The sequence below is a fragment of the Bradyrhizobium xenonodulans genome (assembly GCF_027594865.1).
In the GTDB taxonomy this organism is placed as follows: domain Bacteria; phylum Pseudomonadota; class Alphaproteobacteria; order Rhizobiales; family Xanthobacteraceae; genus Bradyrhizobium; species Bradyrhizobium xenonodulans.
This window is the reverse complement of the sequence record NZ_CP089391.1, coordinates 1,654,055-1,671,769: the sequence shown is the minus strand read 5'-3', so window position 1 is coordinate 1,671,769 and position 17,715 is coordinate 1,654,055. Positions and strand designations below refer to the sequence as shown.

Below are 17,715 nucleotides of genomic sequence, written 5' to 3'. Positions count from 1 at the left end.
TTATTGACGCCTTGCTCACACATCCAGGTTTCCAAATCGACGACCAGCGGCGCGCGCAGCTCCTGGCGAACGGCCCGGCGCCGTTCGGGACTCTGACGTTGATACCTCGCTCAATCTCGAAGCGTCGATCCGGCGGACTGCCTCCAGCGCCATGTGCGAGATCACCACGGCTTTTTGCCCTGCACCTTGCGGCGCGCATTCTCCGCCAGATCAGCCATCACGAAGAGCGGCCTTCGCGCATGGACCCCAGCAAGCGGCTCCAGGATCGGACCTGCGTTGCGGCCCGGTTCGTAAAGCCTGCCATAGCCGCCATAGGCGAAGTCCCGTCGCCGGGACGACGGATTCGGTGAAGCCGTTACACGCCGAGTGGCCGTCATCTGACGAACCACGCGTACCTAGATAGGCTCGCCGCTCCCTCTGACAGCAGGATGTGGCGGCCAGGCGTTGACCACGGACCGAAGCATGAGCTCGGCGGCGCGACGTTCGCTGGCGAGGCTTGACATCATCGGGGCAACGCCGGTCGAGTCGATCCTGGTCAAATCGTGGCAGTTGGGTCGAATCGCGCCACTATGGGCACAAGACTCAATCTGACAAGACCGATCACCGACATGCGCTAGTTCTCGCACGCGATCCGCTGGCATGAGGCTGCGTCCGCTCTGGCCACGAGCACCAGTGCTCCGATTGATCAAAAGATTTCCGTTTGGCCGTCAGAAGCTGACATCTGCGCCTTAATTGAGTACATGCCCTAGTCGGAGAAACCAGCAGCAACTTACGAAGGGCTCCTACGTGATTTGCCAATCAATTCGGCGAGTCTGCGGCCGACCTGCCGAAGCCCAAAACGCTTCTCTACGCTTAGCCTCGCCAAGTGCCCGTATTCTTCGGCCTTTCCGGAATCTGAAAGCAACTCCGCGAGACCTAGCGCCAGCGCAGTTATATCATTGCGCGAACACAATATTCCTCCTACCTTGCGACCGCCTCGTAGAATCTCGGGAATCCCAGGGGCATCAGTCGCCACAATCGGCAGTCCGCACGCCATGGCTTCCAACGGGGCTACTGCAAAGCCTTCGTGACGCGAAGCCGTCACTCCGACGTCAGCAGCGCTCAACATGCGACGCATAGTAGGGCGGTCAAGGATATAGTTGGGAATCCACGTTAGGGTGGCAGCGTCGACCCTTCCTACCAACTCACGAAATTTGTCTCTGTCTGGACCATCGCCGATCACGACCAACCTGACCGGCGCTTCGGGCATGGAGACCCGCACGCGGTTCCAGGCAGAGAGGAGAACATCGAGGCCTTTACGGTGGATATCGATGCGGCCGTGATAGATTGCGACGCGTTCTCCGCGATTCCAGCCTAGCACACGGCGCGCCTCGTCTCGCGGTTCTCGAAACCAAATACTGAGGTCTATTGGGTTAGGAATGTCCACAATCGGACAGCACGGGCGATACCGCTCCTTGACACGTTCTGCTTCTGTCGCACTCGCAATAATGAGACCCGCCGACTGCGCAATTGCTTTTGGCCGGGTGTAATCTTCCAGGTATCTGAAGTGGCGGTCGCCCCCCTGGAAAGTAGCAAAGACAGGTATTCTGGCGCGCTGCCCGATACCAACAATTCTGTCGAACCTCGGATCCTCATATTCCTGGACCAGAACAGCAGCGCATCCATCTGCGCGAAGTGAGCGAGTAAGATTCGATCGCGCGATTGCAAAATACGGGCTGAGCTGAAAAGCGAACTCAGCGATCGGATCGTATAATCTGCTCCTGCCGTGGAACGCATCCCTTGCGCGCCAAGCGTATGGATTGATCATCCCGCGTGTAAGTAAACGATAGAGGCGCGGCAACGGAACAAGTCGTATTGCACATCCACTGGGCAAGTGAACACGCTGCTCGGGCGCGTCGATCGCGCGCGAATAGCAATACAGTACTGGCACAAGTCGTACGGATTGCAGCGCGGAAACGTAACCAAACAACCACCCACCCGTCATCTCATCACAAAACTTGTCTAGCGAAATACCGATGCCGTCCAAAAAGTCTTCGATACAATTTCCCCACGGAAATATGGCAACGACTCTGCCGGCCTGAGGATCTTCACTAGATCTCGAATGTACCGAACTCATCGCCTGTAGGCATCGCCGGTAAGACACGTCGAGCCTTCCTGTCCTTCTGCCAAGTGCCCGGCATCGGGCTCAAAAAATTCCCCTTCTTCAAGCGACCGATCTTCGTCCGTCAATCGCCCCTGTTTCAGCCACGCTATTGCGTCGACAGGATCGTCTTTACCCTCTTCCGGATCTACGGCCAAGAACGGTCGAGGCGATCCAACAGGTCGGTCTCGTCCCAACCTTTCAATGATCGCCTGCAATACTTCCATGGCGGCAATCATTGACAGCACAGGGTCGCTCAGAACCAATTTTGCATACGCCGCCACAGCCGAAAGCAATTGTCTTTCGCGCAATAGAACCTGAAATGCATACCTATACCCATTTCCCAATGCCCAGCGCTTCACCCGCGGGGCGATCGAAGGGTTAAGCTCCGCATGTCGCGAAACTGCCTCGATCATGCTTCTAGCCATGCGCGATCCATCGCTCGACATGTTTCCGTTGTAGATACGGTAGCCAACGAGAAACGATCTTACAGCTTCAATGCGATAGCGCGCAGCGAGCCGGAGTTCAAAATCGAGATCCTCGCAACCACCGATCCCAATGTCGGCGTATGACGGGTCGAATCCGCCAACCGCAAGCGCAGCTTCGCGATGGACCAATAGATTGCTTCCGTTTCCTATGAACTTGAGCACAAGATCTCGAGCCAACACATAGCCGCGACAACCGGCTAACGTCTGCCCACTGCCTGTGACTTGATCATCCGCATTGATGGTTCGGTGAAAAGTGTAGACACCACCCCAAGCGGGATCGGAACGATGGATATTTAAAGCCTCAACCTGCCGCTCTATCTTTGTCGGATGCCAGAGGTCGTCCGCATCCAAAAATGCGACGTAGACCCCTCGCGCATTCTCTATTCCGAGATTCCGAGCACGAGCCACGCCGCGATTGGGAGTACTGAATATTTGAAGGCGTCTGTCGCCGGCCGCGCAGGCCTCCACGACGGAGCGCGTATTGTCAGTGGAACCATCGTCAACGACAATGACTTCTAGATTCTCATAGGTCTGAGCCAGCGCCGACGCGAGCGTTCTGGCGACAAAACGCTCCGCGTTGAAGGCGGGCACGACGACGGATACGAGTTCCATCAAGGTCCAGTCGCTCTGGTTCCGAGCATTTCAGTCAATCATTCCAAGTCTTAAATCGAGGCTTGGCGGTCCCGCCACCTTAGCGCAGTTTCGACGATGAAATCGATGTCAGAGTGCTGGGGCGTCCAGCCAAGCTCCCGCTCAGCCTTGGCATAGGACGCGACGAGCACGGGCGGGTCTCCTACGCGCCGCTCGCCAAGCCGGATGACAGGCTCGTTGCTCGCGGCACGCCTTACCGCCTCGATCACTTTAAACACACTCGTTCCCACGCCAGTGCCTAGATTGAATACATGGGTGCCCGGACCAGCAACAAGCATCTCGCCTGCAAGCAAATGCGCCCGAGCGAGGTCGCTAACATGAACGTAGTCCCTGATCGCGCTACCATCGGGTGTCGGGAAGTCTGTTCCGAACACCGTAAAAGCCCGGCCCGGGTTGCGAGCGGCTTCGATCGCGAGCGGAATGGCGTGCGTCTCGGGCTCGTGGTGTTCCCCGATCTCGCCATCTGGATCGCATCCGGCTGCATTGAAATACCGCAATGAGACTGATGCCATGCCGTAGGCTCTGCCATAATCTTCCAGCATGCGCTCGATGATCATTTTCGACCAACCGTAAGGATTGATCGGCGATTGCTTATGCGTCTCGTCGATCGGCAGGGTGCGCGGAATACCGTAGCTTGCGCAAGTGCTGGAGAACAGAAGGTGGCGGCATCCCGTTGCGCGCATCGCTTCTAGCAGGGCGAGCGTACCCGCAGTGTTGTTGGTGTAGTAGCGTGCGGGGTCAGCTACCGACTCACCGACATAGGCAAGAGCAGCAAAATGCGCGACCAAGTCCGGCTTATACATATCCAACGTGCTGCGCACCCGCTCCTCATTTCGGATATCGCATTCGATCAAGGGTCCCCACCGCACGGCCTCTCGCCATCCTCGTGAAAGATTGTCGAGCGTTACGACATTCCAACCGGCATTGGCGAACGCTTTGCAACAATGCGAGCCCACATAACCTGCGCCACCCGTTATAAGAACGGTTCTTGTCATGTCGCACCAGTTGCTTCTGTGCGCAGCAAATTGTCAAAATAGGCTATCGTCTTCTTGAGGCCTTCGCGCAACGGTACGGAGGGAACCCAGCCAAGCGCATCGCGAGCCTGACCGATGTCGGGCTGCCGCTGCTTTGGATCGTCGATCGGAAGTGGTTTGAAATCGATCGAAGACTTCGACGCAGTCAGCTCAATGACAGTCTCGGCCAGTCCCATCATCGTAAACTCGACGGGATTCCCGAGATTGATCGGTCCGGTTACCTCGTCGCCCGTGTCCATCAGCCGCACGAGGCCATCAATCAGATCGTCAACATAGCAGAAAGAACGGGTCTGGTTGCCGCTGCCGTAGATCGTAATTGGCCGGCCAGTGAGAGCTTGCACGATGAAGTTTGAAACCACCCGTCCGTCGTTGAGCTGCATCCGCGGACCATAAGTGTTGAAGATGCGCGCAACCTTGATCGAGAGATTGTGCTGCCGCCTGTAATCGAAAAATAGCGTCTCGGCGCAACGCTTGCCCTCGTCATAGCAAGAGCGCGGACCAATTGGATTTACCCTCCCCCAATAGGCCTCGCTCTGCGGGTGCACCTCCGGATCACCGTAGACTTCCGAGGTTGAGGCTTGCAGGATTTTCGCCTTAACTCGCTTCGCCAAACCCAGCATGTTGATTGCCCCATGCACGCTAGTCTTCGTCGTCTGCACGGGATCGTATTGATAGTGAATCGGACTGGCTGGACAGGCTAAGTTGTAGATCTCGTCCACCTCGACATATAAGGGAAACGTTATGTCATGTCTCATGAGCTCAAAGTGAGGACACTTCAACAGGCCACTCACGTTCTCCTTAGAGCCCGTGTAGAAGTTGTCGACACATAGAACTTCGTGTTTGGCGTTCACGAGTCGCTCGCACAAGTGCGAACCTAGGAACCCCACACCACCGGTAACCAATATCCGCTTCGTTCGACGCGACAATGGAACAACCCTTTGTAATTATTCGTCATTTACTCTAATGTCGTACAGTCGTCGCAATTTAATCGGCTTCGCGATAATGTCTTATTGGATTGCTTTCAAGAGTACAGTTCAATTGCAATTAAGCATTAAAACAGTATGGCGCGTTCTCAGAGTGTGTTGACCGACAGACTTGTCTCGATCGTCGTGCCAGCTTTCAATGCTGCGGACACGATCCACGAGACCGTAGTCAGCGCGCTAAATCAAACTTACCAGAATATAGAAATCATCATAGTCGATGATGGCTCCTCGGATTGGACGAGGTCAGTTGCGGCCGCTCTAATGTGCTGTGATTCGAGAGTCCGGTATATCTACAAGCAGAACGGCGGCGTGGCGTCGGCGCGCAATCGGGGAATTGCAGATGCGCGGGGCGACTTTATCGCGACGCTTGATGCCGATGATCTCTGGTACCCGACAAAGCTTGAACGACAGCTCGAGCGGTTTGAGGCAAGCGGCCCGGAAACCGCGCTCGTGTACGCGTGGTGCTGCTGGATCGATGATGACGGCAACGTTACCGGTTCTGCTCCGCCAATCCGGCAGGAAGGCAGTGTCCTTGCGCAAATGTGTCTGGGCAACGTCGTCATCAGCGGCAGCAATGCGCTGATAAGGCGAGAGGCCTTGGTCGGCGCAGGCGGCTTCGATGAGACACTGCGCTCCCGCGGAGGCCAGGGGTGCGAAGACTGGAAGCTGTATCTTCAGATTGCAGAGCGACACGAGATAGCCGTGGTGCCGGAATATTTGATAGGTTACCGCATCTCCCCTGGCTCAATGTCAGATGATTTTCGGCAGATGATGAGATCGCGTCGGATGGTCGAAATTGAGTTCAACCAAACGCATCCGGAGCTTGCTGGGCAGTTTGCGCGTGGTGAGGCGATACTCGCCTGCTCTCTAGCCCTGCGAGCAATCGAACAAAGGCAATTTCGTGATGCACTGGAGCTAATCACCAAGCTGTCGCGCAGCAGCCTTCAGACGGGCATCGCGTCCTTGATTTGGCTATTGGCCGGCCTAACTCGACGCGCGCTAAGGTGGGTCCAGACGGGTGCTCGAACTCCATCTAGCAAATTCCTTCCGGCATCTCCGCATGGGAACGACTAAAAACGGTTCTGCCGATCGAGCAACTAGGGGCATTTCGCACATCTGGGTAGACCTATGCCGGCTACCTCACTCTGCTATCACTTCGTATCGCTTTTTCGGATGCGAGCTCATCAGTCGGATAGACACGAGCTCGGCGAGCTTCGGCCAAGACCTCGCCCTTCGAGGATCTTGCCACCGCAGTCCATTGGTACACGTCTGGCCTGCACGGACCAAATGTTCGGATGCTTCCATATGGAAGAACGCCGTCTGCCGGTATGGCGATTTCCTGACCGCCCATTTCCCTAGTCCCTTGCGACAGCGTAAGCAGAAGCAATTTGGCGTCTGGGGGCACGTTTTTGAAGCGGATCTCTGGATTCGGAAAAAGTGTGATACAGCCTCTCGCGCCCTGCCAGGAAAAATCAATGGTCATTGGTTCGGCCAAAGCTTCACCGAACGCGGAGACCCATGCTGCGACTACACAAAGCAAGACCCTGAAAAGCATGATGGCCTCTAGTTCTTCAATAGCTGTAGCATACGCAGAAAAATCCCAGTCGAACCATTGATAGAGAGATGCTGGCTAATACCCCGTTTCGGCCAGAAATTGGGCGACGTCAGTCGCAATCAAGCGACGGTAGTCGCAAGCATGACAAGAGATCAAGCATCAAATGCACTGAAAGAGCTCATGAAAGCGGCTTTGCCTAACGCTATGATCGAGCACTCCCCTCGTGGGACCGGAGCAATGAGATCCCGAGTGCCACGAGCATGCAAAATTTCTGCCGCTATTAACGGTTAAGTGAGTCTGTCATAGACAATCAAAGGGTGACGGGTCATGTACCCCCAATTTGCAAACGAATTCGCGCGTCAGGTAGGTGTCCATTGAAGATTCTGGTTCATGACTATGCCGGGCACCCCTTCCAGGTCGATCTGAGCCGCGAGCTTGCCTCGCGAGGACACCAGGTTACCCACGCCTATTTCCACGGCGACCATGGCCCCAAGGGGCGCCTTCACCGCACCTCCTCTGATCCGGTCGGCCTATCCTTCAAAGGCGTAAGTCTACCGCGTCCGTATGACAAGACCTCCTTTGTGAAACGCCGGTTTGACGACGTCGCCTATGGCAAGGCCGTTGCACAACTGGTTCTGTCGCTCAAGCCCGACCTCGTCATCTCAGGAAATACGCCTACCGAAGCCCAATCGGCAATCGTGAAGGCAACCCGCACGAGCGGCGCATCCTTCGTATTCTGGGTTCAGGATTTCTACAGCATCGCCGCGTCAAAGTTGTTGCGAAAAAAGATGGGCGCCGTCGGCGCCGCGATCGGCGGGTATTATTCGTTTCTCGAGCGCGGGCAGTTTGCCAATTCCGACGCCATCGTTGTGATCACCGACTCCTTCGCAGACATTGCCAAGAAATGGGGCAGCGCCAAAGACAGCGTCTTCACCATCGAGAACTGGGGCGCGCTGAACGAGATTTCCCCCCTCCCAAAGGACAATGACTGGGCACAACGTCACGGGCTCGCCGGCACATTCAATTTCCTCTATTCGGGCACGCTCGCCCTGAAACATAATCCGCAGCTGCTGGTCGAACTTGCAAAGCAGGTAAAGGGGCAGGCAAATGTTGTTGTCGTCAGCCAGGGCGTGGGCGTCTCCGAGCTCGAGCGGGCAAAGAACGAGCAATCGATCGACAATTTGATCCTATTGCCGCTGCAACCATTCGCTGATCTGCCCAAAGTTCTTGCAACCTCGGACGTGACAGTTGCAACGATCGAACCGGATGCCGGTATGTTTTCTGTTCCCTCCAAGGTGCAGTCATATTTCTGCGCCCAACGCCCGGTACTGCTGGCGGCACCAGCCGAGAATCTTGCTTCCCAAGTGGTCCGCAAGAACGGAGCGGGCCTCGTCGTCGATCCGACCGACAAGGGAGGTTTCTTACGTTCCGCAATCCAATTGATGAAGGATGATGCCCTGCGCATCGGAGCGGCCGAAAGTGGTAGGAAATTTGCTTTGAACAATTACGACATCAAACTGGTGACCGATCGTTTTGAAACAGTATTTCAATATGCTATCGATGCGAGAGATGCGAGAAGGGGAACTTCATGACTAAGACTGCCTTGGTGTGCGGCGCGGGTGGGTTTATCGGCGGGCACCTTGTGAAACGCCTAAAGCGCGAAGGTTTTTGGGTCCGCGGCGTCGACCTGAAATTTCCGCCCTTTGTCGAAACCGAAGCCGATGATTTCGCCGTTGGCGATCTCCGCGATCAATATTTCTGTCGCCAGATTGCAGATCGGCGGTTCGACGAGGTGTACCAGCTCGCCGCGGATATGGGCGGTGCTGGCTATATTTTCACCGGCGAGCATGACGCTGACGTTATGCATAACTCGGCCACGATCAATCTGAACATGCTGGATGCCTGCCAGAAGAGGAACGTGCGCGGCATGTTTTACTCTTCTTCGGCCTGCATGTATCCCGAACACAACCAGATGGACCCCAACAATCCGAACTGCGCCGAGGATTCCGCCTATCCGGCAAACCCGGACAGCGAATATGGCTGGGAGAAATTGTTCTCGGAGCGCCTTTACCTCGCCTACAACCGCAACTACGGCATGCGCAATCGCGTCGCGCGTTATCACAACATCTTCGGGCCGGAAGGTACCTGGGACGGCGGTAAGGAGAAGGCGCCCGCTGCGGTCTGCCGCAAGGTTGCCCAGGCTACCAACGGTGGCGAGGTCGAGATCTGGGGCGACGGCACCCAGACACGCTCCTTCCTTTATATCGACGAATGCCTCGAAGGCACGATCCGCCTGACGCGGTCCGATTTTGAAGGTCCGGTCAATGTCGGTTCCGAGGAGATGGTCACGATCAATCAGCTCGTGGACATCGCCGCCGATATTGCGGGCAAGAAGCTCCACAAAAAGCATATCCCGGGCCCGCTCGGTGTGCGTGGCCGAAATTCAGACAACCGGCTGATTGGGCAAAAGCTCAGCTGGAAACCCACCGCTACACTTCGCTCTGGCCTTGAGAAAACCTATGAATGGATCGAGCGACAGGTGCGCGGGAACAAGGAGCGGGCGAAGGCGGCCTAGGACGCCTTCGGATCTGATCATTTGAAAGGGGTGTGAAGCGCAGCCAGCCCGCTGGCAGCGCTTCATTGTTGATGGCGAATTGTCGTCGCTGCAATGGGGCTGGTGAAATTCTGAGAAGACGCCTGCGACCATGCAAACATTCGCCCAGACTTGTGGTTCTGCGGGCAGGAGAGATCTCGTGATGCAGCACCGGCCCGGCACAGACGCGAAGATCGGAGTCGTGAATGGCTTCCGCGGCATCGCCATTCTCATGGTGGTTCTCCACCATCTTTTTGTCCCCTATGCGGCAAAGGACCCACTACACACGGGGCAACTCGATCCGGATGGCATCTTCGCAGCCTTCATTGCAAATGCGTGGCTCGGCGTCCCGCTCTTCTTTGTCCTATCCGGCTTTGTTCTGTATCTCCCCTACCGCCTCGGACGTCGCAAGGTAGAGTCCCTCGCCGATGTCCGGTTGTTCTATCTGCATCGCGCACACCGGCTCTTGCCCCTATATTATCTCGTCGTGCTCGTATCCCTGACGCTGCACGCCCAGACCGGCGTCGGCTCCCTCCGCTGGTATCTGGAGGCTGGCGGGCTTTTTTCGACGCTGTTCGTATTTTCGCCTCACGGCTTCATGCCGCCGTCCAACGTGGTGCTCTGGTCCGTGGGCGTCGAGATCTGGTTCAGCCTGCTGTTTCCGGTTTTGATTCTGGCGATCCGTCGATGGGGTATCGGGACGATCGTCGTTGCGACGTTGGCGGCAAGTTCAATCTTCATCTTCATCGGCGGCTCGATTCCGATCGCAAACGTCGGCTCCTTCCGCCCGTTCACCAGCGGCATATTCGGAAGCTGCTATCAATTCGTCTTGGGCATGTTGGTTTGTGATCTCTACGTGCGACAGTTGGAAAAACTAAAACGGCCGACGTCGAGTCTCCCTTCGCTGCTCGCAGGCCTCGTGCTGGGCGTGCTCGGGCTGTATCTCTCGCACCATGCATCCTGGCTCGCGGTGCGAGTTCTGGGCGGCATGCTGTTTTCAATCGCCTTTTCTCTCTTCCTGTTTGGCAGCCTGTTCGCTGGCGGCCTGCTTCGATCGCTTCTCGATAATCGGCCGCTCCAGCTCCTCGGCTGCATGTGCTACAGCATCTACGCTTGGCACGGGATCGTGATGAACAACATGATACCGCCTGACACTTCAATGCTAGCGGATACGATGCGGCTGCTGGCGCCGTTTACGGTACTGATCCTAGCGCTGAGCGCACTGAGCTACCGGTATATCGAGTTCGGGCATCGGCGCGACTGGAAGGCGCTGTTCCTGCTCGGCAAAGCTGAGGTTCAACCGCAACTCGCTTCGGCCACCTTGCCCCTCACCAACGAATGGCGCGCCTCACAAGGAGAAACGATGTGATCGGGCCTGATCCTGGACACGACGCGTGTGTGTACCGCAGGCGACGGCATCACCCGCCCATCGATGCGGAATAGCCCCCATGCAAGCCACGCGACGACAGGTGCTTGCCGGCACGGCCGGTGTTGTATGCCTCGCCGGCGAACTTCGTGCCGCGAGCGCGTGGGCCGATACTCCAGCCAACGTGGTGCAGACTTCCGAGTCCGAAATCATCATCACGATCAATGATGCCGTTGTCGGAAGCGGAGACCGCGTGGCACGTGTCCCCGTCGCGTTGAGCGTGGCGACCAACCGCACGATTGCGGTCGAGTATTTTGCACGCGGTAAGACAGAGAATGCCGCAGGTAACCCCAACGAGGCTCGAGCAAACGCCACGTCTACTGTTGCCCGCGGATACTTGGTTTTTCAGCCCGGCGAACAGCAGAAGACCATCGAGGTTCCGCTCCAACACCCGCTGCAGTCGGGAGAATCGATCGAAGTCAAACTGACCGACTACTTCATCTATCCGCAACACGCCTACGCGAGCAGGATCGGCACGATCATGTCCGGCGCTGGCGCTGCCGCGCCCCGCAACGACAGCATCGAACTCCCCTCGCTGCCGGCGGGCGGCACCGTCGTATTCTCGGACGACCTCCGCGATCCCGATTTCGCCAGCGACAGCGGATTCCGTGCGGACGGAAAACCATGCTGGCAAAGCCGGCACTCGCATGGGCGTCGGCACGACAGTAACCGGGAATTGGCCTACTATGCGGATCCGGCAATCAATCCGGAAGCGAAGGTTTGGGGAATCGCCTCGACCGGACATCGGTTCATCCAGGCCGAATATGTGCAGAACGGCCTTTCCGATGGAAAGGGCGGAAAGCTATTGCTCGGCTGGAAGGAGCACACGCCTTTCCAGTATACCGCCGCGATAGTCACCTCGCGAACTCTGTTCAACCGCATCACGACCGGAAGCTATGTCGAGTGTGAGGTGAAGCTCACGAAAATTGCGGGAAGCTGGCCGGCATTGTGGCTCAAGACAGCAAACGACCAATGGCCACCGGAGATCGACATCTTTGAAGCCTTCATCACATCGACGAGCTATCCAGCCGATGCGCTCACGTCCAGCATCCATTGGACCGGCCAACAGGGGCACCGGACGTATGGAGCATCCGTCCCTCTCGCCCATCTCGAACCAGGCGCCGACCTCTTCTCCAAATTCAATCGCCTTGGGTGTCTTATAGGCGAGAACCAGATCACCTACTATTTCAATGGCAAACCGTTCTGTGCGATGCCGAATCTCGTAGGAGCTGGTCCGTGGTACATGTTGCTTGACGTGACTGTTGGAGGCGTCCTTGGCGAACCAAGCGATCCAAAATCCTTCCCTGCGCGAATGCATGTCGCGGGAGTGAAGGTCGTGCAATTTTGATGATGCCGTTTGCGATGGGTCGATCGACGACGACAATAGCGCAGCGCCTTTACCCGCGTCCGAGAGGCATTGAAGAGTGACGCCCGCCAACAAGACCGTCCTCGTGTATCGGAACGAGCTCTTGCCGATCTCGGAGACTTTCATCAAGGAGCAGATCCTTGCCCTCAAGGACTGGCGGGCCGTTCTCGTCGGACGGCGGCTTCTCCACCAATTGACGCTCGATGATCTAGACGTTCGCGTTGTTGATCCCCAGCGTACTATCGCCGACCGGCTGTTCTGGAAGGTCGGGAAGCTGGTCGGGATTATGCCGCCTGCAGCGGCGCGCGCGTTGAGATCCGAAGGGGCGCGGTTGGTACATGCGCACTTTGCGACAGATGCGCTCGATGCATGGCCGATCGCTCGTGCGCTCGGACTCCCATTGCTCGTGACCCTGCACGGCTATGACGTTAACACGCACCGGGAGTGGTGGGAGGCGGGAAACGGCGGAGCGCGCATGCGGCTCTATCCGCGACGCCTCCTGCGACTGGCTATTCAGCCTCAGGTTCGGTTCCTTGCCGTTTCAGAAGCATTGCGTCAACGCGCAATCGAATTCGGTATCCCCGCTAACAAGATCGACGTCAGCCATATCGGCATCGACACCAGCAGGTTCGTGCCAGGCGGACTTCCTATGGCACAACGTCCACCGAGGGTGCTGTTCGTTGGTCGCCTCGTTGAAAAGAAGGGGTGCCGCTATCTCATCGACGCAATGGCGAAAGTTCAACGAGAAATACCAACCGCCGAACTGGTTGTGGTTGGCGACGGTCCTCTGCGTCAGGAACTTAACACACTCGCATGGACAAGCGGCGTCCGCGCAACTTTTCGCGGAGCGCTGTCGAGCACTGAGGTCAAACGTGAATTGGACGGCTCGCGCATCTTCTGTCTGCCCAGCATTACGGCAAGTAATGGTGATGCCGAAGGATTCGGACTGGTGCTGCTTGAAGCCCAGGCATCGGGTGTTCCGGTCGTTACGTCCGCGCTGGGCGGGGCAACCGAGGGAATTCGCGAGGGCGTTACTGGATTTTCGTTTGCGGAAAAGAACGTCGAGGCACTGGCCCGAATTTTGATTGGGCTTCTTAATGATGACAATATCCTCGCTCAAATGGCTGAGTGCGGCGCTGCCTACGTCGCGACGGAATTCGATGTTGTCCGCTGTACGACTCGGCTCGAACTGCAGTACGATGCAATCTGCTGCGGCCCAGCGCTATAAATGGAGGACTAACGTGCCATCCACACTCCGCCAGACGATCGGGCGATTGCCGGTTCTTGGGTCCTTTGCAAAGCATGTCTATCGGGCGGTTGTGGCGAGGAATTTCTCTTCACAGGGATACTGGGAGCAGCGCTACGCGCTTGGCGGAAATTCCGGGGCGGGCTCCTATGGACGCCTCGCACAATTCAAGGCTCAAACGATCAATGAGTTTGTGGCGAACCGCGGCGTTCAAACCGTGATCGAATTCGGCTCGGGTGATGGTGCGCAGTTGGAGTTGGCTCAGTACCCGGCCTACACAGGGATCGATATTTCGGGCAGCGCAATTGAGGCGTGTCGAACGAAATTCAAACAGGATTCGTCAAAGCGCTTTCTATTGGCCTCCACTCGCGAAGCCCAAGACGCACGCGCCGAATTGGCCCTCTCACTAGACGTCATTTATCACCTCATCGAAGACGCAGTGTATGACGAGTATATGACCTGTCTCATCGCTGCAGCAGAAAAGTACGTTTGTATCTACAGCAGCAACGTCATCAAAACCGCCCCTGCACTGCATGTTCGGCATCGGATTTTCACTGACTGGATGGCGAAGAATGCGCCTTCCTGGAGGCTAATTTCAAAAGTGGATAATCCCTTTCCGGAAGATCCAAGAGATCCTCAGGGCACATCATGGGCGGATTTCTATTTCTTCGAGAGGCACCAGCACTGATTGACTAGACGTCCTCGCGTTCGCGAAGCTAGCAGGTCCATCATCTGGGCCGCTCAGCGACCATGAAATATCCCAACGGGAATTGGGCGGACGTCTTTTTTGATACCCTCGCCCCAAGCCTAGTTCTTGCAAACCACCATGCCACAGCTTGCATCGCACGTGCGGCGAAGAACCCGCCGATAGGTAGCTTGACCATGTTCTTCGATACGATGTCGGAGACGATCTCCACCGCACCACCGATTGGCTCAAGATGAATTACGCGCATGCCTACGGTTTCCATAAACCGACGCAGAGCAAATTCGGTGTACCGATAAAAATCATGTGGGGTCTCATGCAACGGGTAATAGAACGGAACGTTCATGATAAGCTTACCGCCCGGCGCCAACAGCCGAGCAATCTCGCGACAAAGATCGAGCGGAACCGGGATATGCTCAAGAACATCAGACAATATGATGGTGTCAAAGGCTTGACCCGGAAGGTCGATAGGCTGCGTGAGGTCCGCTTCGCGATCCAGATGGGTTGTCTGATGTAGGCTGTTGCCCCAGTCTACGCAGGTGACTTCGGTAGCGAGAGTCTTGTACACGCCGTAGAGTGGGGCTTTGCCACAGCCAAGATCGAGCAATCGACCTGACGCGTGCAATTTCAGGCCCTCGAAATACTTTGCTGCTACAAGATTTGAGATAAGTCTCGAGCCAACACCCACTTCAGCAGGATCGTCGGAGCTTGAGAGTTGCCCGTTTCGCAGGACGTACTTTGTCTCTGTCCAAGTCTCGGCGTTACGCAATTCGTCCCCGGAGATTATTCAGCATCCGACCAACATTACGATCGTGTCGATAGTACGATACCATTAAAGTCTACCGCTTCATAGCCATGCGGTCCAGCTGTCGCGATCTTGATCCTGCTATCCGCGCCCGAAGCGATGGGCCTCGCAGGAACAGCATCCAGGTTTGACCTGATCGGGTCTTCATTCTAATTGGTGGTCTCAACAACCGATCGTCTCAACTGGCTCGTTCTCTGCATGGGGCGTTGGATTTGAACTCGCGGTACGAAGCCAGGAACGGTTCGAGCACGTGGACTCCAACAGCAAATCGCGCGCCGCCAAAAACATTGCCGTTACAGGTATCGCTCAGGCTTGGCGGTTTGTTACCGGCTTCCTTCTCACGGTTGCCACAACCCGCCTTTTGAAGCCATCGGATTTCGGCATCCTCGCCATGGTCGCGACGGCCACCGCCCTGATCAGTGTCGTCAAGGATCTGGGGATCAGTCAGGCGATCATCCAGCGGAGCACCACCAGTCCTAGCCAGCTCAACTCCTTGTTCTGGGTCTCCGTTCTGGCCTCGGTCGGGTTTGCTCTCGTGCTAGGGGGTAGCGCCCCCTTACTGGCCGGCTTTTACGATGAACCTCGAGTTACGCTGGTGACGTTCGCATTCGCGCTGCTGGTCCTGATCAGCGGACCGCAGGCTGTTCCGACGGCTATCCTCAATAGGGACTCGCATTTCAACCAGCTGGCCATAGTCGACATCGTGAGTGCCACGATTACATTCGGCATTGGCGTGGTCGGCGCGCTGCTGTGGCCAAGCTATTGGGTTCTCTTTGCATCGGCCGCAGGCGGTACCATCGTCTCTGCGGCTGGCATCTGGTTGTCGGCGAGGTACCGACCGGGGTTGCCTCATTTCGATTCGAGCACCGTGCACATGCTCCGCTTCGGCTGGCATGTCTCTGGATTCAATCTGGTAAACTATTTTTCGCGTAATTCGGACAATATCCTGATCGGGCATTTCCTCGGCAGCGATCAACTCGGACTCTACGACCGCGCATATCGGCTGCTGCTGTTTCCGATCGGGCAGCTCAATGGCCCCATTGGCCAGGTACTTGTGCCGCTGATGTCACGCATCCGAACCGACGCCGCCAGATACCGCAGCACCTACACCGAAGCGGTCTCATTGATGATGCTCGCGGCCCAGCCCGGCATTCTTTGTGCCGTAATATGCGCACCCGAGCTGCTCGAAATTTTGTTTGGTCCGCAGTGGAAGCCTGCGGCTCCGATTTTCCAGTGGCTGGGCATAGCGGGCCTGCACCAGGTGATGTCGTCTACGACAGGTTGGCTCTTCCTCAGCCAGGGGCGTGGCGCTGATCTCTTCAGGCTAGGCACTTATGGCGCGGTGATTACCGTCGCCTCGTTCGTCATCGGCCTTCGTTGGGGTGTCGTTGGCGTAGCTGCCTCGTATACTGTTGCGAACTACGTTGCCCTGATCCCACTGATATGGATCGCAGCCGGACGCAGCGGCCCGGTCAGTTGCAAGGATTTGGTCAACCTCGCCTTTCCGCACGTCCTTGCCACCCTCGGAGCCGCCGGCGTGCTGGAAGTCATTCGCCGCACCGTAGAGGCGATCACCTCTCTTCAGATGCTCGCTCTCTTTGCCGTTTCGTATCTTGTGTATCTCTGCTTCATTCTGCTGTTCGAGACGAAGCGTGAACTCCTCCGGCGTGGATTGCGTATGCTGAAGTCCAAGCGAATATGACGACGAAAAGACCTCGGCTACCGGACAAGTCAGATTTGGCATGCTCGATTTAACAAGCGCCTCGCCGAGTGATAAGAATGGCGTTGGCGAAACCCGGTGTGCACGCCAATTCCGCTCGGTGACAACATTGACCATTTCCGTTTACATTCCGACCCACAATCGAGTTGATCTGCTGGCGTCAGCAGTCAAATCGGTTCTTGAGCAGCAATTTACTGATCTCGAACTCATCGTCGTTGACGATGCTTCGACGGATGGTACGGCCTCTTTCCTGGAGTCGATTGCTCGCGACGACAAGAGGGTCCGCTCCTTGCGCAACGACAGCCCTCGCGGTGCGCCGGGAGCGAGAAACCGTGCCATTCTGGAAGCAACGGGGGAGTTTATCACGGGCTTGGACGACGACGACAGCTTTGAACCGCAAAGGCTGGGGGCGCTGCACGATTGCTGGACCTCGTTTGCCCGGCACAAGGTGCCCGTTTCCTGCCTCTATACGCAGGATGTCATCGTCAGTAGTGGCAGCGAGCTATTCGTCACGAAGAAGCAAGGAACCGTAGAGCTCGCCGACCTCGTTGAGGCGAACCATATCGGGAACCAGGTCTTTGCCCCGACCGCCGTTTTCCGGGCGGCGGGACTATTCAACGAGAAGCTGCCCGCCTGGCAGGACCTCGAGTTCTTCATTAGAATCGTCAAACAATTCGGACCGGCCCACTTGCTGGACATGCCCCTCTACCGCTTCGATGTGACGCCCAGCCGGAATCGAATCTCGACGAAGCAGGACAAGGTGAGAACGGCATATGACCTGGTTTCAAACCTTCACTTCCAAGACAATGCCAAGGCGCGGCAGCAACTGATGTTGCAGGTTTTTTCGACATTCTATGGGATCAGGCCCACGCCGAAGGACTTCGTTCGCTTTGCGGCCCTGGGATTTTGGCCGCGTGGCTGGGCGACTTTATCCAAAAGAATGTTCTGGTTGTGAGCGGCATCTTTTTTGTGGGCAACACGCCGTTTTACAGAAGCAACCACTAA

The 17,715-nt window shown here is 56.7% G+C and carries 14 protein-coding genes and 1 pseudogene; 9 read left to right on the top strand and 6 right to left on the bottom strand.

The features are described from left to right. Positions 1-11: 11 nt before the first annotated feature. The 5 genes and pseudogenes from I3J27_RS07905 to I3J27_RS07885 form a co-directional block, all read right to left on the bottom strand. Positions 12-317: pseudogene (locus tag I3J27_RS07905) on the bottom strand (IS66 family transposase); the annotation flags it as partial. Between the two features lie 452 nt (positions 318-769). Then, the gene (locus tag I3J27_RS07900) at positions 770-2,026 is read right to left on the bottom strand and encodes a glycosyltransferase family 4 protein (protein ID WP_270167428.1); all 1,257 of its coding nucleotides are present in this window, start codon (positions 2,024-2,026) and stop codon (positions 770-772) included. Between the two features lie 86 nt (positions 2,027-2,112). Next, positions 2,113-3,240: a glycosyltransferase family 2 protein gene (locus I3J27_RS07895; RefSeq protein WP_270167426.1), complete on the bottom strand. Its 1,128-nt coding sequence runs from the start codon at positions 3,238-3,240 to the stop codon at positions 2,113-2,115. Between the two features lie 50 nt (positions 3,241-3,290). Next, on the bottom strand, positions 3,291-4,274 hold the full coding sequence (gene galE, locus I3J27_RS07890; protein WP_270167424.1) for a UDP-glucose 4-epimerase GalE: 984 nt from the start codon (positions 4,272-4,274) through the stop codon (positions 3,291-3,293). After that, positions 4,271-5,239 carry a UDP-glucuronic acid decarboxylase family protein gene (locus I3J27_RS07885; RefSeq protein WP_270167422.1) on the bottom strand — a complete coding sequence of 323 codons (969 nt, stop codon included), beginning with the start codon at positions 5,237-5,239 and terminating at the stop codon, positions 4,271-4,273. Before I3J27_RS07885 ends, galE begins: the two co-directional genes overlap by 4 nt. A 156-nt stretch (positions 5,240-5,395) precedes the next feature. On the opposite strand from I3J27_RS07885, the gene I3J27_RS07880 reads away from it, so the two are divergent. The 7 genes from I3J27_RS07880 to I3J27_RS07850 all read left to right on the top strand — a co-directional run bounded on the left by I3J27_RS07880 (position 5,396) and on the right by I3J27_RS07850 (position 14,170). Further along, entirely contained in the window at positions 5,396-6,370 is a 975-nt protein-coding gene (locus I3J27_RS07880; protein ID WP_270167420.1) for a glycosyltransferase family 2 protein, read from the top strand. Between the two features lie 855 nt (positions 6,371-7,225). Next, positions 7,226-8,443, top strand: coding sequence for a glycosyltransferase family 4 protein (locus I3J27_RS07875; protein WP_270167418.1), 1,218 nt, complete (start codon positions 7,226-7,228; stop codon positions 8,441-8,443). Next, positions 8,440-9,426, top strand: a complete 987-nt coding sequence (locus tag I3J27_RS07870; RefSeq protein WP_270167416.1) for an NAD-dependent epimerase/dehydratase family protein — start codon at positions 8,440-8,442, stop codon at positions 9,424-9,426. Before I3J27_RS07875 ends, I3J27_RS07870 begins: the two co-directional genes overlap by 4 nt. 181 nt (positions 9,427-9,607) lie before the next feature. Continuing rightward, positions 9,608-10,813 carry an acyltransferase family protein gene (locus I3J27_RS07865; protein ID WP_270172620.1) on the top strand — a complete coding sequence of 402 codons (1,206 nt, stop codon included), beginning with the start codon at positions 9,608-9,610 and terminating at the stop codon, positions 10,811-10,813. 79 nt (positions 10,814-10,892) lie between these two features. Beyond that, positions 10,893-12,218, top strand: coding sequence for a glycoside hydrolase family 16 protein (locus I3J27_RS07860; RefSeq protein ID WP_270167415.1), 1,326 nt, complete (start codon positions 10,893-10,895; stop codon positions 12,216-12,218). Between the two features lie 76 nt (positions 12,219-12,294). After that, on the top strand, positions 12,295-13,464 hold the full coding sequence (locus tag I3J27_RS07855) for a glycosyltransferase (RefSeq protein ID WP_270167412.1): 1,170 nt from the start codon (positions 12,295-12,297) through the stop codon (positions 13,462-13,464). 13 nt (positions 13,465-13,477) lie between these two features. Then, entirely contained in the window at positions 13,478-14,170 is a 693-nt protein-coding gene (locus tag I3J27_RS07850) for a methyltransferase domain-containing protein (RefSeq protein WP_270167411.1), read from the top strand. A gap of 40 nt (positions 14,171-14,210) precedes the next feature. Here the strand turns inward: I3J27_RS07850 and I3J27_RS07845 are convergent, their stop codons facing one another. Next, a complete protein-coding gene (locus tag I3J27_RS07845) occupies positions 14,211-14,954 on the bottom strand; it encodes a class I SAM-dependent methyltransferase (protein WP_270167409.1) in 744 nt (247 codons plus the stop codon). 286 nt (positions 14,955-15,240) lie between these two features. Here I3J27_RS07845 and I3J27_RS07840 point away from each other — a divergent pair, with 286 nt between their 5' ends. Beyond that, positions 15,241-16,692 (top strand): lipopolysaccharide biosynthesis protein, encoded by a 1,452-nt coding sequence (locus I3J27_RS07840; protein WP_270167407.1) that lies wholly within the window; start codon positions 15,241-15,243, stop codon positions 16,690-16,692. A 40-nt stretch (positions 16,693-16,732) separates the two neighbouring features. Further along, entirely contained in the window at positions 16,733-17,665 is a 933-nt protein-coding gene (locus I3J27_RS07835) for a glycosyltransferase family 2 protein (protein WP_270167405.1), read from the top strand. Positions 17,666-17,715 lie beyond the last annotated feature (50 nt).